Raw genomic sequence first — 18,621 nt, 5'->3', positions numbered from 1 at the left:
AAATCTAGGGTTCGAGCAGTGCGGCCAGCGGAACCTCCACCACCTCGCCGTTCAGCACACGCGGACACCGCTGGCCAGTGAGCTCAGAGAGGGTGAGCCGGATAAGGGTGCCGTGCGCCACGGCGATGATCCGCTGGCCTGGAAACTGTGAAGCCAAACCGCGCAGAGCGGCGAGTCCTCGACGCGCCACTGCTCTCTCAGGTTCGCCGGTGCCAAGTGCAGCTGTAAACTCCGGTTCGGTCAGTCCGTTCAGGTGCAGCCCTTCTGCCGACCCATAGTCCCTCTCGATCAGCTCCGCCATGGTGCCGGCCGGCTGCAAACCGGCCGCGTCAGCAATAATGTGGGCTGTCTGCACGGCACGCAGCAGCGGCGATGAAACCACCACACTCCACGGATCAGCAGCCAGCAGCAGTCCGGCCGTGCGCGCCTGGGCACGGCCCACACCGTTCAGCGGATTATCGGTGCGCCCCTGCAACCGGCGCTCTTGGTTCCAGTCCGTTTCGCCGTGCCGAACCAGGACCAGCCGTTCCGGGGGCCGGGAAGCACCACTCACGCCGGCACCAGCCTGGGGCGAGCAGCTCCCGCCGCGGGCCCCACCGCATCGGACGCGAACACATGGGCCCGGAGAACCTCCGGCGATACCCGGTCCCCCGGCTTGGGTACCCATCCTGTGACATGCGCCCGCAACGTTCTGCCCTGCCAGTCTGCAGAGACGTCAAACCCGTGCGGTCCGTAGAGCGCGGAGGTCACAACACCGGTCGGTGCCCAGCCGGTGTCGCCGGCGTTGTTCGGGTGCAGCACCAGGTCCATCGGTGACACCGCGGCGGTAACCGCCACGGCACTGTGTCCCAGACCGTCCGCGCCCACGCACGGCCCGGCGTCGAGCCGTTCGCCGGGGATGCTGATGCCCCCCGCGAGCTCGAGCCGTCCCTCCACCCAGGTACCGTCCAGCAGCACGGCATCGCTGACGAAAGACGCCACAAACGTCGACGCCGGATTCCGCACGAGATCCTGGGGTGTGCCAATCTGTTCAATCCGCCCGGCCCGCAGGACCGCCACCCGGTCTGCCAGGGCCAGGGCCTCTGCGCGGTCGTGCGTGACGTGCACCGACGTCAGTCCCTGCTCGCTAGTCAGCGCCTTGAGATCCAGACGGAGTCTGGCCCGCAGCGGTTCATCAAGGGAAGACAACGCTTCGTCCAGGAGGAGGGCCTGTGGAGCGCCTGCGATCGCCCTCGCCAGGGCCACTCGCTGGCGCTGGCCGCCGGAAAGTGCAGCCGGTGCCCGCTCCCCCAGCCCGTCCAGCCCGACCAGTCCCAGTACGCTGCGCACCCGGGCCTCGGCATCTTTGCGGGGCAGGCCCGCCAGGCGCAGCGGATACCCCACGTTCCGGGCCACCGACCAGTGTGGCCAGATCGCGTGATCCTGGAAGACCATACCCAGGTTCCGCTTCTCCGGCGGGACCCAGACGCCGGGCCCTGCCACAGGCCTGCCTCCGAGGCAAAGAGTGCCGCCCTCCGGTTGAACAAACCCGGCGATGCTGCGCAGCAGCGTGGTTTTACCGGAACCCGACGGGCCCAGCAATGCCAGGAACTCGCCGTCGTGCACGTCCAGGTCCACATTGGACAGGCCAACATGGCCGTTGGCGTAGACATGGTGCAGGCCTTGAAGGCTGATCGAAGACATTTATTTTCCCTTCCGGAAGCGGGTGCGCGCTGTACGGCGGGCACCCCAGGCGGCAGTCGCGGCGAGACCCGCGACGCCGACGATCGTGACCAGCAGCGCCAGGGCGGAAGCCGAGTTGTAGTCCCCGGCCTGCTGGAGGTTGAAGATGACCACGCCCAGTGTCTGGGAGCCGGGCGCCACCAGGAGGATGGAAATGGTCAGTTCGCGCACTGCGGTCAGCGCGACGACGACGGCGCCGCTCACTGCCGCGGGCACGCTCAGCCGCAGCGCCACGTCCGCCAGTGTCCGCAGCGGGCCGGCACCGGAGATCCGTGCAGCCTCGTCCAGGGACACCGGCACGGATTCCAGCGGTGCACGCACGGATTGGACCACCAGGGCCAGGAATGCCATGACGTAGGCGCCGAGGATCACCCACGGCGTGTTGAAAATACCCACCGCCGGGGCAATCAGCAGCCAGGCGACAGCCAGGACGAGGCCGGGCAGTGCCTGCGGCAGCATGGCGGTGACGTCCAGTGCGGTGTTGGAGCGGTGTCGGGTACGGGTCAGGAGCGCACCAACACCGAGTCCCAGGACGCCGCAGGCCACCGCCGCACCGAGTGCGAGCATCACCGAGTTGGCGATGCCGGTGAGCGCTCCTGCGCTGGTCACGGCACGGGCGATGTTGGCCAGGGTCAGGTTGTCCCAGGTCAGCGGCACACCGGGAGCGGGCAGCAGTGCCTGCTCTGTCAGCGCCAGCAGCGGCAGGACGCAGACGAGGCCGGCGGTGCACCACAGCAGCGCCGCCGCAGCCCAGCGGGAGGACCCCAGCTGCAGAGGCAGTGCAGACGCTCCGGACCCGCCAAGTTCACTGCCCCCGGGCAGCCGGCGCTGCAGCAGCACGGCCGCCAGGCCCAGGACCAGCAGCACAACGCCGATCGCGGCCACGGCGGGCAGCGGATTGGTCACGGTGCCGGAGGCGAGGTAGCGGTACACCAGTGTGGTGAGCGTGGTGTACCGCTCGGGCAGGCCGATCAGCGCGGGAATGCCAAAGTCGGAGAGGTTAGCGACCAACGTGAGCACGAACGCGGCTACCACGGCCGGGCGCACCAGGGGCAGGGTCACCTGGCAGAACGTTCGCAGCCCGCCGGCACCGCTGATCCGGGCGGCTTCCTCCAGGCTGCCGGGAACCCGGCGCAGCGCTGCACTGATCACCAGGTAGGCCAGCGGATAGGAGTGCACGGCGAGCAGGAACACCACACCGCCGCCGCCGTAGATATCCAGCACCGGGCCTGCGGATCCGGTCAGCGCCATCAGCGCCTTGTTCACGGTGCCAGCCGGGGAGAGCAGCGCCATCCAGGACATCGCCCCAATGAAGGGCGGAATGAGGAACGGCAGCAGGAAGATCCAGCGCAGCACGGTTCGGCCCGGTAAATCGGTCCGGTCAAGGACGACGGCGAGCAGCGCACCGAACGCGGTGGCCAGCGCGGCTGATCCGGCGGCGGAGGAAACGGAGTTCCACGCCGCGGCCAGGACGTCGGAGTCCGTGAGCACATCGGCGTTGGACGGCTGGGCCCCGCGGAATGCAATGACACCGAGCGGGAAGAGCACCAGCAGGGCCAGCGCAGCCCAGACCGCCAACCTGAGCCAGTGCAGTCCGTCGCCCCGGGACCTCTGTCCGGCGGTACTGAGCTGCCGTGCCGGCAGGGAAACGGAATTACTTGAGGAGGTCATTGAACTTTGCGACGGCGCTTGCCTGCTTCTCGGCGATCACCGCGAGGTCCGGATTCAGCAGCTCCAGGTCGGCAAGGGAAGGCGCACCTGAGGGGACACCGGCGTCTTCGCGAACCGGGAGGTAGGACTGCGCCACGGCCAGTTCCTGGCCTTCCTTCGAAACCAGGAACTCCACGAACTCGTTGGCGGCGTCCGGGTTCTTCGAATCATTGAAGACGCCGGCAGGCTGGGAGACGTACGGAACGCCGTCGGACGGGTAGGACAGGCTGAGGGGCGAGCCCTTTGCTGCCAGTTCGCGGGCCACGTAGTCCACCACAATCCCGATGCCCGACGTACCGGCGGCCACGGCCTGCCCAACTGGACCGTTGCTTTCCAGCACGGTCGGTTCGTTCTTGATCAGGTTCTTCAGCCAGTTCTCACCCAGGGCCGGGGTTTCGAGCCAGACGGTGGTGTTGAAGGCAGCGGCACCGGACACGTCCGGGTTCGGCATGGCGATCATGCCCTTGTATTCCTCGTCGGCCAGTTCGGCCCAGGACTCGGGGGCGCTGTCCACCAGTGTGGTGTTGTAGGCGATGACGGTGGGAATAATGCGCGTGCCCACGTAGTAGCCCTCGGGGTCGACAATATCCTGGTTCAATTCTCCGGCGTTGTCGATGTCCAGGACCTGCAGGTCGCCCTCGGCGGCGTACGCCTCGAACGTGGGGACGTCGGCGGCGAGGATAACGTCGGCCTGGATGCCGCCAGTCTCCTTCTCCGTGGCGATCCGGGTCTTCAGCTCCCCAGTGCCGGCGCGGAAGACCTCAACGCTGACCTCCGGATTGACCTCGTTGTAGGCGGCGACCAATTCATCAATCTTGGCCTGCGGCTCAGAGGTGTACACCGTGAGGGTGCCGGTGGCGCCGGCCGCTGTGCTGGAAGCTGTGGCTGCCGGGGAGTTTTCGGCGCCGTCGGCGCTGCCGCTGCATGCGGTCAGGAGAGCCAGCGACGCCAGCGATGCAACTGAGACGACGGCGAGGGCGGGGTACTTAGTGCGTTGCAGCAATGGTTTCTCCTCGGGAATCCGGCAGCAACGGCTGCTGCCGGTATTGGTGGCCAGGTGCACCTGCGGGCACCGGGATGAGATGGGTGGAAGGGCTGGTACCCGCGGCTGGGACAGCCCCGGGGGGCACGGCGGCGTTGGTGAACACCGAGGCTCCGGCGGGCAGAAGCGGCACCGGGACGGCGCTGAAGCTGTTTTCGCCCAGCCGGATGACCGAGAGCCAGCTGCTGTCCAGGCCCTGCACGGTCTCCGGTGGGGCGAAGAGATCCTGACCGTAGGACACCGCCGGGCCGACCCAGACCGGCACACCGCCCAGCCGACCGGACAGAGCATGGTGGTAGTGCCCGCACAGGACGGCGCGGACGTCCGTGCCGGCCAGCACGCCGGCTAGTTCTGCGGGCCTGTCCAGGCCCCGGCCGGCCAGCTGCGGCAGCAATGAATCGATGGGTGGATGGTGCAGGGCCAGTACGGTGCCGTCGGGGGCAGGCTCGGCCAGGACATCATCCAGCCATTGCAGCTGCGCTCCCGTAAGCCGTCCTGCGGGCCGGCCTGGATCATCCGAATCCAGCGTGATGAGGCGCAGTCCTCCCACGAAATGCACGTCGTTACCCGGACCGGGGCCTGTATCTGTCTGCGAACCGGTAAATAATTCTGCCGCCCATGCCCGGGTGCCGGGAACGTCATGGTTACCGGGCAGCACGATGACTGGGCAGCCCAGCTCCCGCCTGGCCCGGGTGAAAAGCCCGGAAGCGACGGCGTAGATATCCGCGCCGGAATCGGCGATGTCACCGGTAACCACGACGGCATCGGGCCGGTAGCGGGCCGCAGCACGCAGGGCCTCTGCGGTGCGCGCCCACGTGTCCAAGGCACCAAACAGCAGCTCACCCGGCTGACGCAAATGAGTGTCCGTGAGGTGGATCAGGGTGTACCCGTCCCCGCTCATGCCGCGGGAGTTCCGATGCCGTGCAGCAGGACGCGGGCCCGGACCAGCATTCCCCGATCCAAGCCGTTCCGCAGCAGGTAGGCAGCGGCACCGGTCTCACCTTCGAAGGACTCCTCAGCCAGGACCTGCAGTGCGCTGTCCAGAACCTCCTGCGGACTGGCCAGATGCAGGCGGACAGCGGTGGCCATTTCCGCGGGATCGGTGATCCGGCCACCCAGCCGGGCCAGTACAGCCCGGCGGAAGGAACAGGGAAGGGCCGCTTCGGTGCGGGAGTAGTCCTCCACAATGGCACTGCGGGAGGCCCCGGCGGCGTCGAGCACCAGCGCGACCACCAGCCCGGTGCGGTCTTTCCCTGCAGCACAGTGCACCAGGACACCGCCGTCAAGGTTCCGGATCACCTCGCCGACGGCGCTGGTCAGTGCCCGGGCGCAGTTCTGCAGCAGATGCCGGTAGACGGCTTCGATCGGCTCGGAGACAGGGACGCTTCCGCAGTAGAGCGGAATGTTCACCACCCGCGTTCCGGCCGGAACAGTATCCGGAGCCGAGGCAACCTCCACCGGCTCGCGCAGGTCTACCACCGTGGCGATCCGTGCTGCACCCAGTTCAGCAAGACCGGCAGCGTCAAGGTCATTCAGGGCTCCAGATCGGAAGAGCAGTCCCCTGCGCAGTCCCGGAGTTCCGGTTCCTGATGCCGCGTCACGGAAATTGAACAATCCGCCGACTGAGGGCGGAACGTCTGCAGGAACCTGCGGACTGGAGGGCAGTTCGGTATTCAATGAGACCTCTGAGTCGTGCTCGAATTGGGACTCTCCGAGTTCATCCGGCCAAGGTTAATCGGCGGTGAACACGCACCGGCGTCCCGGTGAACCGTGCGCGAACACTCGTGATCAACGCAACGATTCTCGTCCAGGGTAAGGAAAACTCCGATGCACTCTCTTGCTCCAGAAGCATGTTTTCCCCCCGCTTATTCGCGGTGAGGGTGACGTGTTCGCCGGCGGGCCCCGGACCTCACGCCTGCGCACGTGGTGCTGACCGTGCCGCTTAACCGTCCACCCATCGCCCGTCGCGCCGCGATCTCTGTAATGGGTAGCGTCGTCAGCGCAACGGCGCCGCAGAGGCCAAAGAGTATGGCCAGCGGCAATGGTGCGAGCGGACTGGCGCCCACAACCACGGCGGTGGGCAGGATGGCGGCGCACGCCACCACGAGGGCGAGGACCTGCTCATGTATCCCCAGCTGGCCGGCCGGGCGCCGGGGTGCGCACTGCATGTGGCCCAGATGCTGGAGCAGCACCGGCAAGTCAGGGTCCGGCTTGATGACATCGAACCGGTCCGGCGGCCCTGGACGGAGACAGCAGACAAGGCGGCCAGTGAGGCACTCACTGAACGCTATGAGGACCTGTCCAATCTCCTCAAAGTCCACCTGCGCCGCGAAGTCACCGAGGTGATACCTGTTGTGGACAGGGTCCTGAACGAAAAGGAAATGAAGGCGGTCGGCGAGCACGGGATCGGACAGCTCGACAAGAAGTTTCTGGTGAGCTACCTCGGCATGGTGCTGGCCACCAATCCTCCCCAGGACCGAAAAGAACTGTTCAAGGAGATCCCGCCGCCGATCCGTCTCGCCTACCGCCTGGTCGGACGCAGAATGTACCGGCGGCAATACTCGACGCTTTTTCCCGGGCGCAGAATCCCCGAAACACTCTAACCGAAGAAGGCCGCGAGGGTCCGGGTTAGGCGGCTTTAATACTCCTTGCGAGCTCTGCGAGCACAGGAGTTTCGTTGCCGCCGTTCCGGACCCACCGGCCGTCCCAAGGTAACAGGGACAAAGAACTAGAACAGAGCAACCTTCGGCGTCTGCGGGAAAATCCGGTCCAGTTCCTCCAGGTCCTTCTCCGAAGGCACCCATGACGCCGCTTCAGCGTTCTGCTGCACCTGCTCGGGCCTGGTCGCCCCGGCAATGACCGAGGAAACTGAAGGACGGGATGCGAGCCAGGAGAACGCGACCTGTACCTCGGTCAGCCCGCGGTCCCTGGCAAAGTCGCCGAACTCGCGCAGCTGGTCGTAGTCCGCGTTCTGCAGCAGGTTGGTGCGGGAGTGGGTCAGGCGGCTGCCCTCGGGAGCCTGGCCAGAGCTGTACTTGCCGGTCAGCAGGCCGTTGGCCAGCGGGAAGTACGGCAGCACGCCCAGGCCATAGGCCTCTGCGGCAGGAGTGACTTCGAGCTCAGCCCGGCGGTCCAGCAGGTTGTAATGGTTCTGTGCCGAGATAAAACGCGTCGTTCCCTTGATCCGTGCCGTGAATTCGGCCTCGGCAATCTGCCAGCCGCTGCGGTTCGAGTGCCCGATGTACCGGACCTTGCCGCTGGTCACGAGGTCATCCAGTGCGGCGAGGGTTTCATCAATCGGAGTCAGCGGGTCCGGCGTGTGGAACTGGTAGAGGTCGATCCAATCCGTGCCCAGCCGGCGAAGAGATGCCTCCGCCGCCGTCACGATGTAGCGGCGGGAGCCGCGTGCACCGAAGTCCGGTCCGTTGGCCCCCTGCATGTCCATGCCGAACTTCGTCGCAACGACGACGTCGCCCCGGCGTGATCCGAGGGCTTTCCCCAACCGGATTTCGCTGAGGCCCGGCTCAGCGCCGTAGGTGTCCGCAGTATCGAACAGGGTAATGCCCGCGTCCACCGCGGTATGCACGACGGCGTCGGTCCCCTCCTGGGATTCGGTGGCGGTGCCTGCCCGGCCGAGGTTGTTGCAGCCGAGCCCGACAGTCGAAACGGTGAGGCCGGAAGTGCCAAGTCTGTTGTAGGTGGTCATCCTGCCACGCTATCAACAGCATGCGTCCCGACGCTGGAACAACAAGCTAGGCGCCGAAAAGACTCAGCCCGTTGGGGCTCGGCGGTTTGTCCGTTTCCAGGATGTACTGGACAGGGACGGGCCCGGTGGGCAGCAGTCCTGCATACACGTTCTCCCGGCGGCGGCGCGTGGGCCGGATGCCGCTGGCCTTGACCCGGCGGGAGAACAGGGCCGTCGAAACCGGTTCGAGCTCGGCCTGTTCGCACCAGATGATGTACATCCCGTACAGGTCCGCGGCAGGCGTCGCGTCGGACTCGTCCAAACCGGTAATGGTGCATTCGCGCAGGAAATCCTCAACGCGATCCCCGGGTGTATGTGCCATGTTTTCGACCCTAGGCACGCACCTGCCGATTGGGAAGAGGCCGCCGCTGAACTTTATTCTTCGCGCAGCAAATGGTCCTCGAAGCTCAGCGGAGCCACCCCGGTGAGCAACGCGACGTCATCACTCACCTGGGAAAGTTCACCCGTGGCAATGGCCGCATAACTGGTTGCCCAAGCCACCGCCTGCCAGTCACTGGCTCCGGCACGGCGCCGGGACTCAACTGCTTCATCCAGCGATTCGGCGTGATACGTGATGTCCTCCCCGGTGACGCGGGACAGGATTTTGGCTACCTGTTCCATGGTGATCGCCTGCGGTCCGGTGAGGGTGTAGATCCGGTCCTCATGCTCCCGGGGGAAGGTGAGGATCCGGGCGGCGGAACGGGCGACGTCGCTGCGTGCCACCGGCGCGAACTTTCCGTCGGCAGCCGGGCCGCGGATGACGCCGTCGCGCCCTGCAAAGGAGGGCAGGATGTCCTGGTAGAAGCAGTTCCTCAGGAAGGTGTACTTCAGGCCGTTCGCCTTGATGTACTCCTCGGTGTCCCAATGGTCACGCCCCAGGGTGAACACGTCATGGGGCGCCGCGCCCATGAAGGACGTGTAGACCACGTGCTGGACGCCCGCCTCCTTCGCCGCGTCGATAAAGGTCCGCTGGTCCTGGGCGCGGTACGGGTTTTCCGCGGCGGAGACCATGAAAAGTGTCTTCACGCCCTGGAGCGCGCGCTCGGCATGCTCCCTGTCCGCATAGGACGTGGCGAAAACCGGAGTGTTGGGCAGATGCGGCATCCTGGCCGTGTGCCGCGCCAGGAGCCGCTGCGGAACGTCCGCTTCAGCCAGCAGGCGCGCCACCATGCCGCCCAGCGCACCGGTGGCTCCGGTGACGGCGAGTTCGGGGAGGTCGTTTGGCATGAACGCCACCTTCTTTCCTTGCCCCGCCGGGCCGCGGAGCCTACTTGATCTTTGGAATCTGTCCTGTTGGTGCCGGCTGCCCTGGAAGCGGCCGGGCAAACGGAACCTTGGTGCCCAGCACCTGTCCGACGACGTCGCTTGCCACCTGGCGGGCGGTCAGTCCCACCCGCTCCAGGACCTCTGCACGCGTGCCGTGGTCCAGGAATTCGGCCGGCAGACCCACCTCGTTCAGGGCAGTGTCCACTCCGGCAGCGCGCATTTCCTGGCGGATCCGCGAACCCACCCCGCCGGCACGCACACCGTCCTCGATCACAATGACGATCCGGTGCTCTGCGGCCAGCCGAATGATCGAACGCGGGACGGGCAGTACCCAGCGCGGGTCAACCACGGTGGAGCTGATGCCCTGCGCGCCCAGCCGGTCAGCCACGTCAAGTGCCATCTCGGCCATGGCGCCAACGCTGACGATCAGGACGTCGTTGCGGCTGTCGCCGGAAGGCCGCCGCGCCAGGATGTCCACGCCGTCTTCGGTGCTGTCCTCGGCGTCGACATCGGGTCCAACGGTTCCCTTGGAGAAACGCACCACGCTGGGAGCATCGGAAATGGCGACTGCCTCGCGCAGCTCCTCCTTCAGCCTCGTGGCGTCGCGCGGAGCGGCTAGGTGCAGGCCGGGGACGATCTGCAGCATGGACATGTCCCACATGCCGTGGTGGCTGGCACCGTCGGGTCCAGTCACACCGGCACGGTCCAGCACGATGGTCACGCCGGCTTTGTGCAGCGCGATGTCCATCAGCAACTGGTCAAAGGCACGGTTCAGGAACGTCGCGTAAAGCGCGACGACGGGATGCAGGCCGCCATAGGCCATGCCGGCAGCAGAGGTGAGGGCGTGCTGCTCGGCGATGCCGACGTCGAACACCCGTTCCGGATGCTTCTCGGCCATGCGGTGCAGTCCCACCGGGATCAGCATGGCACCGGTAATGCCGACAATGTCCTTGCGCTCGTCAGCAATCTCGGCGATTTCCGTCGCGAAGACAGAGGTCCAGGACTGTTTTCCACCGGCGGAAACCGGCGCACCCGTCTCCGGGTCAATGACGCCGACGGCGTGGAACTGGTCCTCCACATGGGCGCGGGCCGGGGCATAGCCGTGGCCCTTTTCGGTGATGGCGTGCACGATCACCGGTCCGCCGAAGTTCTTGGCCTTGACCAGCGCCTGCTCCACCGCTGCCAGGTCATGGCCGTCGATCGGTCCGACGTACTTCATGCCCAGGTCTTCGAAGAGGCCCTGGGGTGCCCACCAGTCCTTGACGCCCTTCTTGGCTGCATGGAGGCTGTGGTAGGCAAAGCGGCCGACCGGTCCCCCGTTCTGCAGACGCCCCTTCCACCAGTCCATGGTGTTCTCATACATCTGGTGCGTGCGTACGGCGTCGATGGTCGGGCGCAGCGATGCGAGGTAATCGGCAACTCCGCCGATCGTCGGTGCGTAGGACCGGCCGTTGTCATTGACGACGATCACTACGCGCCTGCGCTGGTCGGCGGCAATGTTGTTCAGTGCTTCCCACGCCATGCCCCCGGTCAGGGCACCGTCGCCCACCATGACAACGGTGTACCGGTCACCTTCGCCGGTGAGCTGCCGGGCACGCGAGATGCCGTCCGCCCAGGACAGCGAGGAGGAAGCGTGGGAGCTTTCCACGATGTCGTGCACGGATTCAGCCCGTGAGGGATAACCGGACAGGCCGCCCTGCTGGCGCAGGGTGGAGAAATCCTGCCGGCCGGTGAGGATCTTGTGGACATAGGACTGGTGGCCCGTGTCAAAGACGATGCTGTCCCGGGGCGAGTCGAAGACCCGGTGGATGCCCATGGTCAGTTCCACGACGCCGAGGTTAGGGCCAAGATGCCCTCCGGTCTGGGCAACATTGGTGATGAGGAAGGAACGAATCTCCCCTGCCAGTGCCGAGAGCTGCGCGTCACTCAGCTTGCTGAGGTCCTGCGGATCACGGATGGTTTCCAGAAGTCCCAAAAGGGCGCCTCCCTTGCGTCATAGGCAACGGGCAAACGCACCGTCACAACGTTTAACTCTAACGCCTGCGCAGGGCCGGAGGATTCCTCAGGAACGCAAAACGCCCCGTTTCCCCGGTCCGATTTCTCGGAACACGGACAAACGGGGCGTTGAGCCCAAGCGGGCTGCTGTGCCTACTTCGCCGAGATCTGGCGGAGTACGTACTGCAGGATGCCGCCGTTGCGGTAGTAGTCAGCCTCACCCGGGGTATCGATGCGCAGGACCGCATCGAAGGTGATGGCTTCGCCGGACTCCGGCACCGCGGTGACCTTGACGGTCTTCGGGGTGGTGCCGTTGTTCAGCTCGGTGACGCCCTCGACGGAGAAGGTCTCGGTGCCGGTCAGGCCCAGAGACTCGGCGTTGACGCCGGCCGGGTACTGCAGCGGAAGGACGCCCATGCCAATGAGGTTGGAGCGGTGGATGCGCTCGTAGCTCTCGGCGATGACGGCCTTGACGCCCAGCAGTGCGGTGCCCTTGGCGGCCCAGTCACGCGAGGAGCCGGAGCCGTATTCCTTGCCGGCCAGGACGACCAGCGGGGTGCCGGCAGCCTGGTAATTCATCGCGGCATCGTAAACGGCAGCCTGCGGAGCGTCGGCCTGGCTGAAGTCGCGGGTGAAGCCGCCTTCAACGCCGTCGAGCAGCTGGTTCTTGATGCGGATGTTGGCGAAGGTGCCGCGGATCATGACTTCGTGGTTTCCACGGCGCGAACCGTAGGAGTTGAAGTCCTTGCGGGCAACACCGTGCTCCAGCAGGTACTTGCCGGCCGGGGTGTCGGACTTGAAGGAACCTGCCGGGGAGATGTGGTCGGTGGTGACCGAGTCGCCCAGCTTCAGGAGTACGCGGGCGCCTTCGATGTTCTCGACGGGCTCGGGCTGTGCCTTCATGCCTTCGAAGTACGGGGGCTTCCGGACGTACGTGGACTCCGTATCCCATTCGAAGGTTGCACCTTCGGGGGTCGGGAGGGACTTCCACCGATCGTCACCTTCGAAGATGGTGCCGTAGCTGTCGGTGAACATTTCCTTGTCGATGGAGGCATCGATGATTTCCTGCACCTCGACCGGGTTCGGCCAGATGTCCTTCAGGAAGATGTCGTTGCCGTCGGCGTCCTGGCCCAGGGCATCGTTCTCGAAGTCGAAGTCCATGGTGCCGGCCAGTGCGTAGGCAACTACCAGCGGCGGGGAGGCCAGGTAGTTCATCTTCACGTCCGGGTTGATGCGGCCTTCGAAGTTGCGGTTGCCCGAAAGCACTGCGGTGACGGCGAGGTCGGCTTCGTTGATCGCTTCGGAGATTTCCTCTTCAAGCGGACCGGAGTTGCCGATGCAGGTGGCGCAGCCGTAGCCGACCACGAAGAAGCCAAGCTTCTCCAGGTACGGGATCAGGCCGGACTTCTCGTAGTAGTCCGTGACAACCTTCGAGCCCGGGGCAACGGAGGTCTTGACCCACGGCTGGGCAACGAGGCCCTTTTCGACGGCGTTGCGTGCCAGCACGGCAGCCGCCATCATCACCGAGGGGTTGGACGTGTTGGTGCAGGACGTGATCGAGGCGATCGTCACGGCACCGTGGTCCAGTTCGAAGCTGCGGCCGTCAGCCATGGTCACGGGGACCTTGTTGACGGAGCGTTCCGCCGGAGCATCGGACTTCTTGACGAGGTCGTGCTCCTTGTCCTGGATCTTGGTGCTGCCTGCGGCGAAGGACGGTGCGTCAGAAGCCGGGAAGGTCTCCTCCAGCGCCTCGTCCACGGTGCCGTCCTCGGCATCGACGGTCTCGTGCACGTAGTTCTTCAGGTCGGCACGGAACTGCTGCTTGGCGCTGGTGAGCTCCACGCGGTCCTGCGGGCGCTTCGGGCCGGCGATCGACGGAACGACGGTGGAGAGGTCCAGTTCCAGGTACTCGGAGTACTTGATCTCCTTGGACGGGTCGTGCCAGAGGCCCTGCTCCTTGGCGTAGGCCTCGACGAGGGCTACGTTCTCATCGGAGCGGCCGGTCAGGCGCAGGTAGTCCAGGGTCACGTCGTCAATCGGGAAGATCGCGGCAGTGGAACCGAACTCGGGGCTCATGTTGCCGATCGTGGCGCGGTTGGCCAGCGGCACGGAGGCAACGCCTTCGCCGTAGAACTCCACGAACTTGCCGACGACGCCGTGCTTGCGCAGCATTTCGGTGATCGTGAGGACCACGTCAGTGGCGGTGGCGCCGGCGGGGATTTCACCCGTGAGCTTGAAGCCGACGACGCGCGGGATGAGCATGGAGACAGGCTGGCCGAGCATGGCTGCTTCGGCTTCGATGCCGCCAACGCCCCAGCCGAGCACGCCCAGGCCGTTGACCATGGTGGTGTGGGAGTCTGTGCCGACGCAGGTGTCCGGGTAGGCACGCAGCACGCCGTCAACCTCGCGGGTCATGACGGTGCGGGCCAGGTATTCGATGTTGACCTGGTGGACGATGCCCATGCCCGGGGGGACAACCTTGAAGTCGTCGAACGCGGTCTGGCCCCAGCGCAGGAACTGGTAACGCTCGCCGTTGCGCTGGTATTCGATCTCCATGTTGCGCTCAAGGGCGCCGGCGTTGCCGAAGGCATCGATCTGCACGGAGTGGTCGATGACCATTTCCGCCGGAGCCAGCGGGTTGACGCGCTTGGGATCGCCGCCGAGATCGGCAACGGCCTCACGCATGGTAGCAAGGTCAACGATGCAGGGAACACCGGTGAAGTCCTGCATGATCACACGGGCAGGCGTGAACTGGATTTCGGTGCTGGGCTCTGCGTTGGCATCCCACTTGGCCAGGGCACGGACGTGGTCCGCAGTGATGTTGGCACCGTCTTCGGTGCGCAGCAGGTTCTCCAGCAGGACCTTGAGGCTGAACGGAAGGCTCTGGGCGCCTTCGACGGAATTCAGCCGGAAAATTTCATATTCGTTTCCGTTGACGTCAAGGACGCCTTTGGATCCGAAGCTGTCCACATTACTCATAACAGGACTCCTCTCGCCACCGTTTTATCTTTGTCCAGTGATCCGCCGCACGCTAGTTAGGTTTTCCTAACTGACAGGGCTGAAGAGGGCCGGCCGGAGAATGGTGGGTGATTCCCCGGGCGGACGGTCCCTTGCCGCGGAAATACTCCTCATCGGGATCCCTGCGGCCCGGAGCCGGACAACTACTCCCCATCCTAGCCGGATGCCGGTTCCGTGGGCCTTTGCACCGCGCCGGGACATGACATTACGCTCGCCACATCCCGGCCCGGACGCGGCTACGGCTTGCGCAGCACTGCGAAGGACTCCATGTGGTGGGTGTGCGGATAGAGGTCGAAAACGCGCAGTGCGTCCAGTTCCCACCCGGCCTCGCGGAACCACGCCAGGTCGCGTGCGAACGACGCGGGGTCGCAGGAGATGTAGCCGATGGCCCGCGGCGATGCCGCATCAATCTGCTCGACGACGGTGCGGCCGGCTCCGGCGCGCGGCGGGTCCAGGAGCACGACGTCGAAGCCGCCTTCACGGGTACGCAGCACCTTGTCCACGCGGCCTTGGGCCACCTCCACCTGGGGAGAGGAGAACAGGTTCTTGCGGGCATCCCTGCTGGCGCCCGGAGAACCTTCCACGGAGAGCACATGGCCGGTTTCCCCGGCAGCGTCGGCCAGGGGTGCGGTAAAGAGTCCGGCACCTGCAAACAGGTCCGCCACCCGTTCCCCGGGCTGGATCTGGAGTCCGTCCCGGACTGCGGACGTCAGGGCAAGGGGCGCGCTGCGGTGGATCTGCCAGAAGCCGGCGCCGGTGACGCGGAAGTCGTGCCCGGCGGCGTTCTCCCGGACCCAGGTCCGGCCGCGCAGCCGCGTGAGGTCGTGGGATTCGGGATCCCAGGCTGCCACGGAAACTGTTTCCCCGGCGCCCGGATCGGCAGCCGTTCCAATGTCGGATGCAATGCGGGCCAGCGTCCTTGGATGCGTACCCGGTGAAGGAACGAGGAGTACCAGCGGTGCCCCGCCAACGGCCGGCGCGGCGACCTCGACCCGATCGGTGCCGGTAAAGTCGACGTCCCACAGCTTCAGGGAATTGATGGCGCCGGTGGCCAGCGGCATTTCCTGGACGGGGATCAGTTCATCGGAGCGGTGCGGGTGCATCGCCAGCTTGCCGCCCGGAGCGACCGAGAAGCTGGCACGCGTGCGCCAGCCCAGTCCGCCGTCGTCCTCCCCCGGTGCGGCTTCGACGGTGACCTCGCGCTGCAGCCCGCCCAGGCGCTGCAGCTGCTCGGCAAAGATCCCTGCCTTGATACGGCGCTGCTCTTCAAGGGCTATGTGGCCGAACTCCGCGCCGCCGACGGGGAGCCGGCCGCGCGCCCCTGCCCGCAGCGCATCGGCAGGAGCCCAGAAGTGCTCCACCCGGTGCGGGGACGCCTCAAGGACCTCGACGGTATCCGCCCGCCAGAACTTCGCCTTGTCCCCCGCCTCGGTCAGGCGGGCCCGCACCAGCTCCCCGGGCAGCGCATGCCGGACGAAAACAACACGTCCCTCATGCCGGGCAACAAAGTGCCCGCCGTGGGCGGCGGGACCGATGCGCAGTTCAAGGTCCAGGGACTGGGAGTCTTCAGGGGGGAGGGTGTTTTGGGGCATGATGCGTTCGGACTTCCGTGTTGATGCTAAAACACCATCACACCACGTTTTAACGACGGGGCAGGACTAAGCTGTCCCTTGGCCCAAAACGGGACGGCAGCGACGGGCGGATCCCGCCGGGAACAGAGGTAGGAACAAGGTGGCCCATTACGTGATCATGGGATGCGGCAGGGTCGGTGCCATGCTGGCGCACACCCTGGATAACGCAGGCCACTCAGTGGCCGTCATTGACCAGGACCCGCGCGCGTTCCGGCGGCTGCGGCCCACGTTCTCGGGGCGGCAGGTCACGGGAGTCGGATTCGACCGCACCACGCTGGCCCAGGCCGGCATCGAAGAGGCCTACGCCTTTGCGGCGGTTTCCAGCGGAGACAACTCCAACATCCTCTCCACCCGCGTGGCGCGGGAGACCTTCCACGTTCCCCACGTCGTCGCACGCATCTATGACCCGGGGCGTGCCGAAATCTACCAGCGCCTGGGCATCCCCACGGTTGCGGCGGTCCGCTGGAGCGCGGACCAGGTGCTGCGCCGGATCCTGCCCGAGCAGAGCATCAACGGGGATTTCCGGGAATCCTCGGGCCGGCTCATTCTCGGTGAACTGGCGCTGGACCCTTCCTGGCTGGGGCGTCCCCTGCATGCCGTGGAGACTGCAGCCGGTGTCCGGATCGCGTATTTGACCCGTTTCGGCGAAGGCATCCTTCCCCGGCCGGACACCAGTTACCAGCAGGGCGACGTCCTGCACGCCATGATGAACGTCGAGCGCACCGCTGAGATCAGCCGGGTGCTGTCCCAGCCGCCCGTAAAGGAGAACCAGTGAAAGTCGTCATTGCCGGCGCAGGGTCCGTGGGCTCCTCGATCGCCAAGGAGCTGCTTTCGCACGGGCATGACGTGCTCCTCATCGACGAGAAACCCGAGACTGTGGGCCGCAGCGGGCTCGGCGGTGCCCGGTGGCTGATCGGTGACGCCTGTGAACTCACCACCCTGAAGGACGCCAAGCTCGACGAAGCCGATGTGATGGTCTCCGCTACCGGCGATGACAAGGTGAACCTGGTGGTCTCCCTGCTCGCCAAGACCGAATTCGGTGTCGCGCGGACGGTGGGGCGGGTCAACAACCCGAAGAACGACTGGATGTTCGACGACTCCTGGGGCGTGGATGTCGCCGTGAATACGCCGCGCCTGATGACTGCCCTGGTGGAGGAAGCCGTGGAGGTCGGCGACCTGGTCCGGCTGCTGACCCTGCAGACCGGAGTTTCCTCGATGGTCGAGTTCACGGTTCCTGCAGCGTCTCCCATGGCGGGAGCCCGGGTCGGATCGGTCCCTTGGCCCCAGGACTCGACCCTGGTCGCGATCCTGCGCGACGACGCACCGATCACCCCCAGCAGCGACGACGTGATCGAGGGTGGAGACGAGCTCTTCTTCGTCACCACCATCGCAGCGGAAGACGAGCTGCGGGAGCTGCTGGCGCCGTCGTCCTAGGCTGCGGGCTCCGCGCTCCTGGCAGGCAGCGGACGGGAGACCATCCATGCCAGCCACAGGCCCAGCGCGTACAGCGGAACGCCCATCGCCAGGCGCATCGTGCCCAGTGCCGCGACGTTGTCAGCCAGGTAAAGGGGCAGCTGCACGGCCAGGCGCAGGGCAAATACCGAGATGATGATCCAGGTGGCCAGGGAATAGGCACGCAGCCGCTTCTTCTCGCTGCGCCAGGACAGGTTCTCGCCCCGGATGAACCCGAACAGCAGCCCGGCTACGGGCCACTTCACGGCCACCGAGACCACGAACGCCAGGATGTAGGCGCCGTTCAGGTAAAAGCCGGGAAGGAAGTAGGTGGTGCCGCTGCCGCTCCGGAGAGCGAAGACGGCACAGATGGCGACGCCGATGACACCCGTCAGCGACTGCACCAGCGGACGCTTCTGGATCAGGTTGGCAACGGCGAACGCGCCGGCGGCCACGACCGCAGCGCCGAGGGACAGATAAAGCCCCTGCGTGACGGTGTAGAGCAGCGTGAAGAGGAGCCCGGGAAGGATGGCCTCAGCCAGTCCGCGGATACCGCCGACGGATTTCAAGACATCGATCTGGCCGTCTTCGCCGCGTTCGACGCCGGAGCGGGCAGCATACGCGCCGGCCAGCTCACTCATCGAAGGCTCGGGCGCCCCGCGGCCTTCGCCTGATGAATCGTGGCTCGTGTTCATTACGCACCTTCCGGACGTCCGATGATTTCGTAGCGGGGGTTGAAGACCGTGGGGATGCCGTTGACCGGGCTCACCATGCCTTCGAAGGCAACCTGCGTTCCGGCAACAATGCCGGGGATCCGCCGCTGGCCCACCCAAATGAGCCGGACACGCCGCCGCGCCAGGGACGCCGAGGGGTCCCGGTAGGCACCCTTGAGTTCATCCAGCACAGCCGTGAACCGGGGTGCATCGTCGGCCGGAGCCAAGGTCACCGACTCAACGTAGCCGCTGCTGTGCACCCGCCCGCGGTCCGGAAGATCACTGATCGTCCGTCTCGGAGAGGCACCGGCAACAGCAGGCATGCGC

General features: G+C 66.1%; 16 protein-coding genes and 1 pseudogene. 3 read left to right on the top strand and 14 right to left on the bottom strand.

Annotated features, from left to right (window positions below):
• Positions 1-4: 4 nt before the first annotated feature.
• From NF551_RS07215 to NF551_RS07190, 6 genes are read right to left on the bottom strand one after another with little or no spacing between them, the layout of a single operon-like run.
• Entirely contained in the window at positions 5-553 is a 549-nt protein-coding gene (locus NF551_RS07215; RefSeq protein WP_227897022.1) for a histidine phosphatase family protein, read from the bottom strand.
• Positions 550-1,683: an ABC transporter ATP-binding protein gene (locus NF551_RS07210; RefSeq protein ID WP_227897026.1), complete on the bottom strand. Its 1,134-nt coding sequence runs from the start codon at positions 1,681-1,683 to the stop codon at positions 550-552. The genes NF551_RS07215 and NF551_RS07210 overlap by 4 nt, the downstream gene beginning before the upstream one ends.
• Positions 1,684-3,393 carry an ABC transporter permease gene (locus NF551_RS07205; protein ID WP_227897028.1) on the bottom strand — a complete coding sequence of 570 codons (1,710 nt, stop codon included), beginning with the start codon at positions 3,391-3,393 and terminating at the stop codon, positions 1,684-1,686. It abuts the gene before it with no gap.
• Entirely contained in the window at positions 3,377-4,432 is a 1,056-nt protein-coding gene (locus NF551_RS07200; protein WP_227897185.1) for an ABC transporter substrate-binding protein, read from the bottom strand. The genes NF551_RS07205 and NF551_RS07200 overlap by 17 nt, the downstream gene beginning before the upstream one ends.
• On the bottom strand, positions 4,419-5,375 hold the full coding sequence (locus tag NF551_RS07195; RefSeq protein WP_227897029.1) for a metallophosphoesterase: 957 nt from the start codon (positions 5,373-5,375) through the stop codon (positions 4,419-4,421). The genes NF551_RS07200 and NF551_RS07195 overlap by 14 nt, the downstream gene beginning before the upstream one ends.
• Positions 5,372-6,151 carry a tyrosine-protein phosphatase gene (locus NF551_RS07190; protein ID WP_227897031.1) on the bottom strand — a complete coding sequence of 260 codons (780 nt, stop codon included), beginning with the start codon at positions 6,149-6,151 and terminating at the stop codon, positions 5,372-5,374. Before NF551_RS07190 ends, NF551_RS07195 begins: the two co-directional genes overlap by 4 nt.
• Positions 6,152-6,579: 428 nt before the next feature.
• Between NF551_RS07190 and NF551_RS07185 the strand changes: the two are divergent.
• Positions 6,580-7,077 (top strand): annotated as a pseudogene (locus NF551_RS07185) (hemerythrin domain-containing protein); the annotation flags it as partial.
• A 125-nt stretch (positions 7,078-7,202) separates the two neighbouring features.
• On the opposite strand, the gene NF551_RS07180 reads toward NF551_RS07185, so the two are convergent.
• From NF551_RS07180 to NF551_RS07155, 6 genes are all read right to left on the bottom strand, one after another.
• Complete coding sequence (locus NF551_RS07180; RefSeq protein ID WP_227897032.1) at positions 7,203-8,180, bottom strand: aldo/keto reductase; 978 nt, start codon at positions 8,178-8,180, stop codon at positions 7,203-7,205.
• A gap of 46 nt (positions 8,181-8,226) precedes the next feature.
• Positions 8,227-8,541 (bottom strand): hypothetical protein, encoded by a 315-nt coding sequence (locus NF551_RS07175; protein WP_227897033.1) that lies wholly within the window; start codon positions 8,539-8,541, stop codon positions 8,227-8,229.
• 53 nt (positions 8,542-8,594) lie between these two features.
• Entirely contained in the window at positions 8,595-9,446 is an 852-nt protein-coding gene (locus NF551_RS07170; protein WP_227897034.1) for an SDR family oxidoreductase, read from the bottom strand.
• Between the two features lie 40 nt (positions 9,447-9,486).
• Positions 9,487-11,460, bottom strand: coding sequence for a 1-deoxy-D-xylulose-5-phosphate synthase (gene dxs / locus NF551_RS07165; protein ID WP_227897036.1), 1,974 nt, complete (start codon positions 11,458-11,460; stop codon positions 9,487-9,489).
• A gap of 173 nt (positions 11,461-11,633) precedes the next feature.
• Positions 11,634-14,459 (bottom strand): aconitate hydratase, encoded by a 2,826-nt coding sequence (locus NF551_RS07160; RefSeq protein ID WP_227897037.1) that lies wholly within the window; start codon positions 14,457-14,459, stop codon positions 11,634-11,636.
• A gap of 275 nt (positions 14,460-14,734) precedes the next feature.
• Positions 14,735-16,090 (bottom strand): class I SAM-dependent RNA methyltransferase, encoded by a 1,356-nt coding sequence (locus NF551_RS07155; RefSeq protein WP_227897040.1) that lies wholly within the window; start codon positions 16,088-16,090, stop codon positions 14,735-14,737.
• Between the two features lie 139 nt (positions 16,091-16,229).
• On the opposite strand from NF551_RS07155, the gene NF551_RS07150 reads away from it, so the two are divergent.
• Positions 16,230-16,904 carry a potassium channel family protein gene (locus tag NF551_RS07150; protein WP_227897042.1) on the top strand — a complete coding sequence of 225 codons (675 nt, stop codon included), beginning with the start codon at positions 16,230-16,232 and terminating at the stop codon, positions 16,902-16,904.
• Positions 16,901-17,563 carry a potassium channel family protein gene (locus NF551_RS07145; RefSeq protein WP_227897043.1) on the top strand — a complete coding sequence of 221 codons (663 nt, stop codon included), beginning with the start codon at positions 16,901-16,903 and terminating at the stop codon, positions 17,561-17,563. Before NF551_RS07150 ends, NF551_RS07145 begins: the two co-directional genes overlap by 4 nt.
• Here NF551_RS07145 and NF551_RS07140 read toward each other — a convergent pair.
• Positions 17,560-18,276, bottom strand: a complete 717-nt coding sequence (locus NF551_RS07140; RefSeq protein WP_227897045.1) for a DUF3159 domain-containing protein — start codon at positions 18,274-18,276, stop codon at positions 17,560-17,562. The genes NF551_RS07145 and NF551_RS07140 overlap by 4 nt on opposite strands.
• Positions 18,276-18,617, bottom strand: a complete 342-nt coding sequence (locus NF551_RS07135) for a hypothetical protein (RefSeq protein ID WP_227897046.1) — start codon at positions 18,615-18,617, stop codon at positions 18,276-18,278. The genes NF551_RS07140 and NF551_RS07135 overlap by 1 nt, the downstream gene beginning before the upstream one ends.
• Between the last annotated feature and the right edge of the window lie 4 nt (positions 18,618-18,621).

It is taken from the genome of Arthrobacter caoxuetaonis (assembly GCF_023921125.1).
Classification (GTDB): domain Bacteria; phylum Actinomycetota; class Actinomycetes; order Actinomycetales; family Micrococcaceae; genus Arthrobacter_B; species Arthrobacter_B caoxuetaonis.
The sequence above is the reverse complement of the archived record's forward strand: the minus strand, read 5'-3'. Positions and strand labels throughout refer to the sequence as shown.

Excerpts from the sequence above, each read along its gene's own strand:
- NF551_RS07210 (WP_227897026.1), bottom strand. The coding sequence starts at position 1,683 with ATGTCTTCGATCAGCCTTCAAGGCCTGCACCATGTCTACGCCAACGGC.
- NF551_RS07205 (WP_227897028.1), bottom strand. The coding sequence starts at position 3,393 with ATGACCTCCTCAAGTAATTCCGTTTCCCTGCCGGCACGGCAGCTCAGT.
- NF551_RS07195 (WP_227897029.1), bottom strand. The coding sequence starts at position 5,375 with ATGAGCGGGGACGGGTACACCCTGATCCACCTCACGGACACTCATTTG.
- NF551_RS07180 (WP_227897032.1), bottom strand. The coding sequence starts at position 8,180 with ATGACCACCTACAACAGACTTGGCACTTCCGGCCTCACCGTTTCGACT.
- NF551_RS07175 (WP_227897033.1), bottom strand. The coding sequence starts at position 8,541 with ATGGCACATACACCCGGGGATCGCGTTGAGGATTTCCTGCGCGAATGC.
- NF551_RS07170 (WP_227897034.1), bottom strand. The coding sequence starts at position 9,446 with ATGCCAAACGACCTCCCCGAACTCGCCGTCACCGGAGCCACCGGTGCG.
- NF551_RS07160 (WP_227897037.1), bottom strand. The coding sequence starts at position 14,459 with ATGAGTAATGTGGACAGCTTCGGATCCAAAGGCGTCCTTGACGTCAAC.
- NF551_RS07155 (WP_227897040.1), bottom strand. The coding sequence starts at position 16,090 with ATGCCCCAAAACACCCTCCCCCCTGAAGACTCCCAGTCCCTGGACCTT.
- NF551_RS07140 (WP_227897045.1), bottom strand. The coding sequence starts at position 18,276 with ATGAACACGAGCCACGATTCATCAGGCGAAGGCCGCGGGGCGCCCGAG.
- NF551_RS07135 (WP_227897046.1), bottom strand. The coding sequence starts at position 18,617 with ATGCCTGCTGTTGCCGGTGCCTCTCCGAGACGGACGATCAGTGATCTT.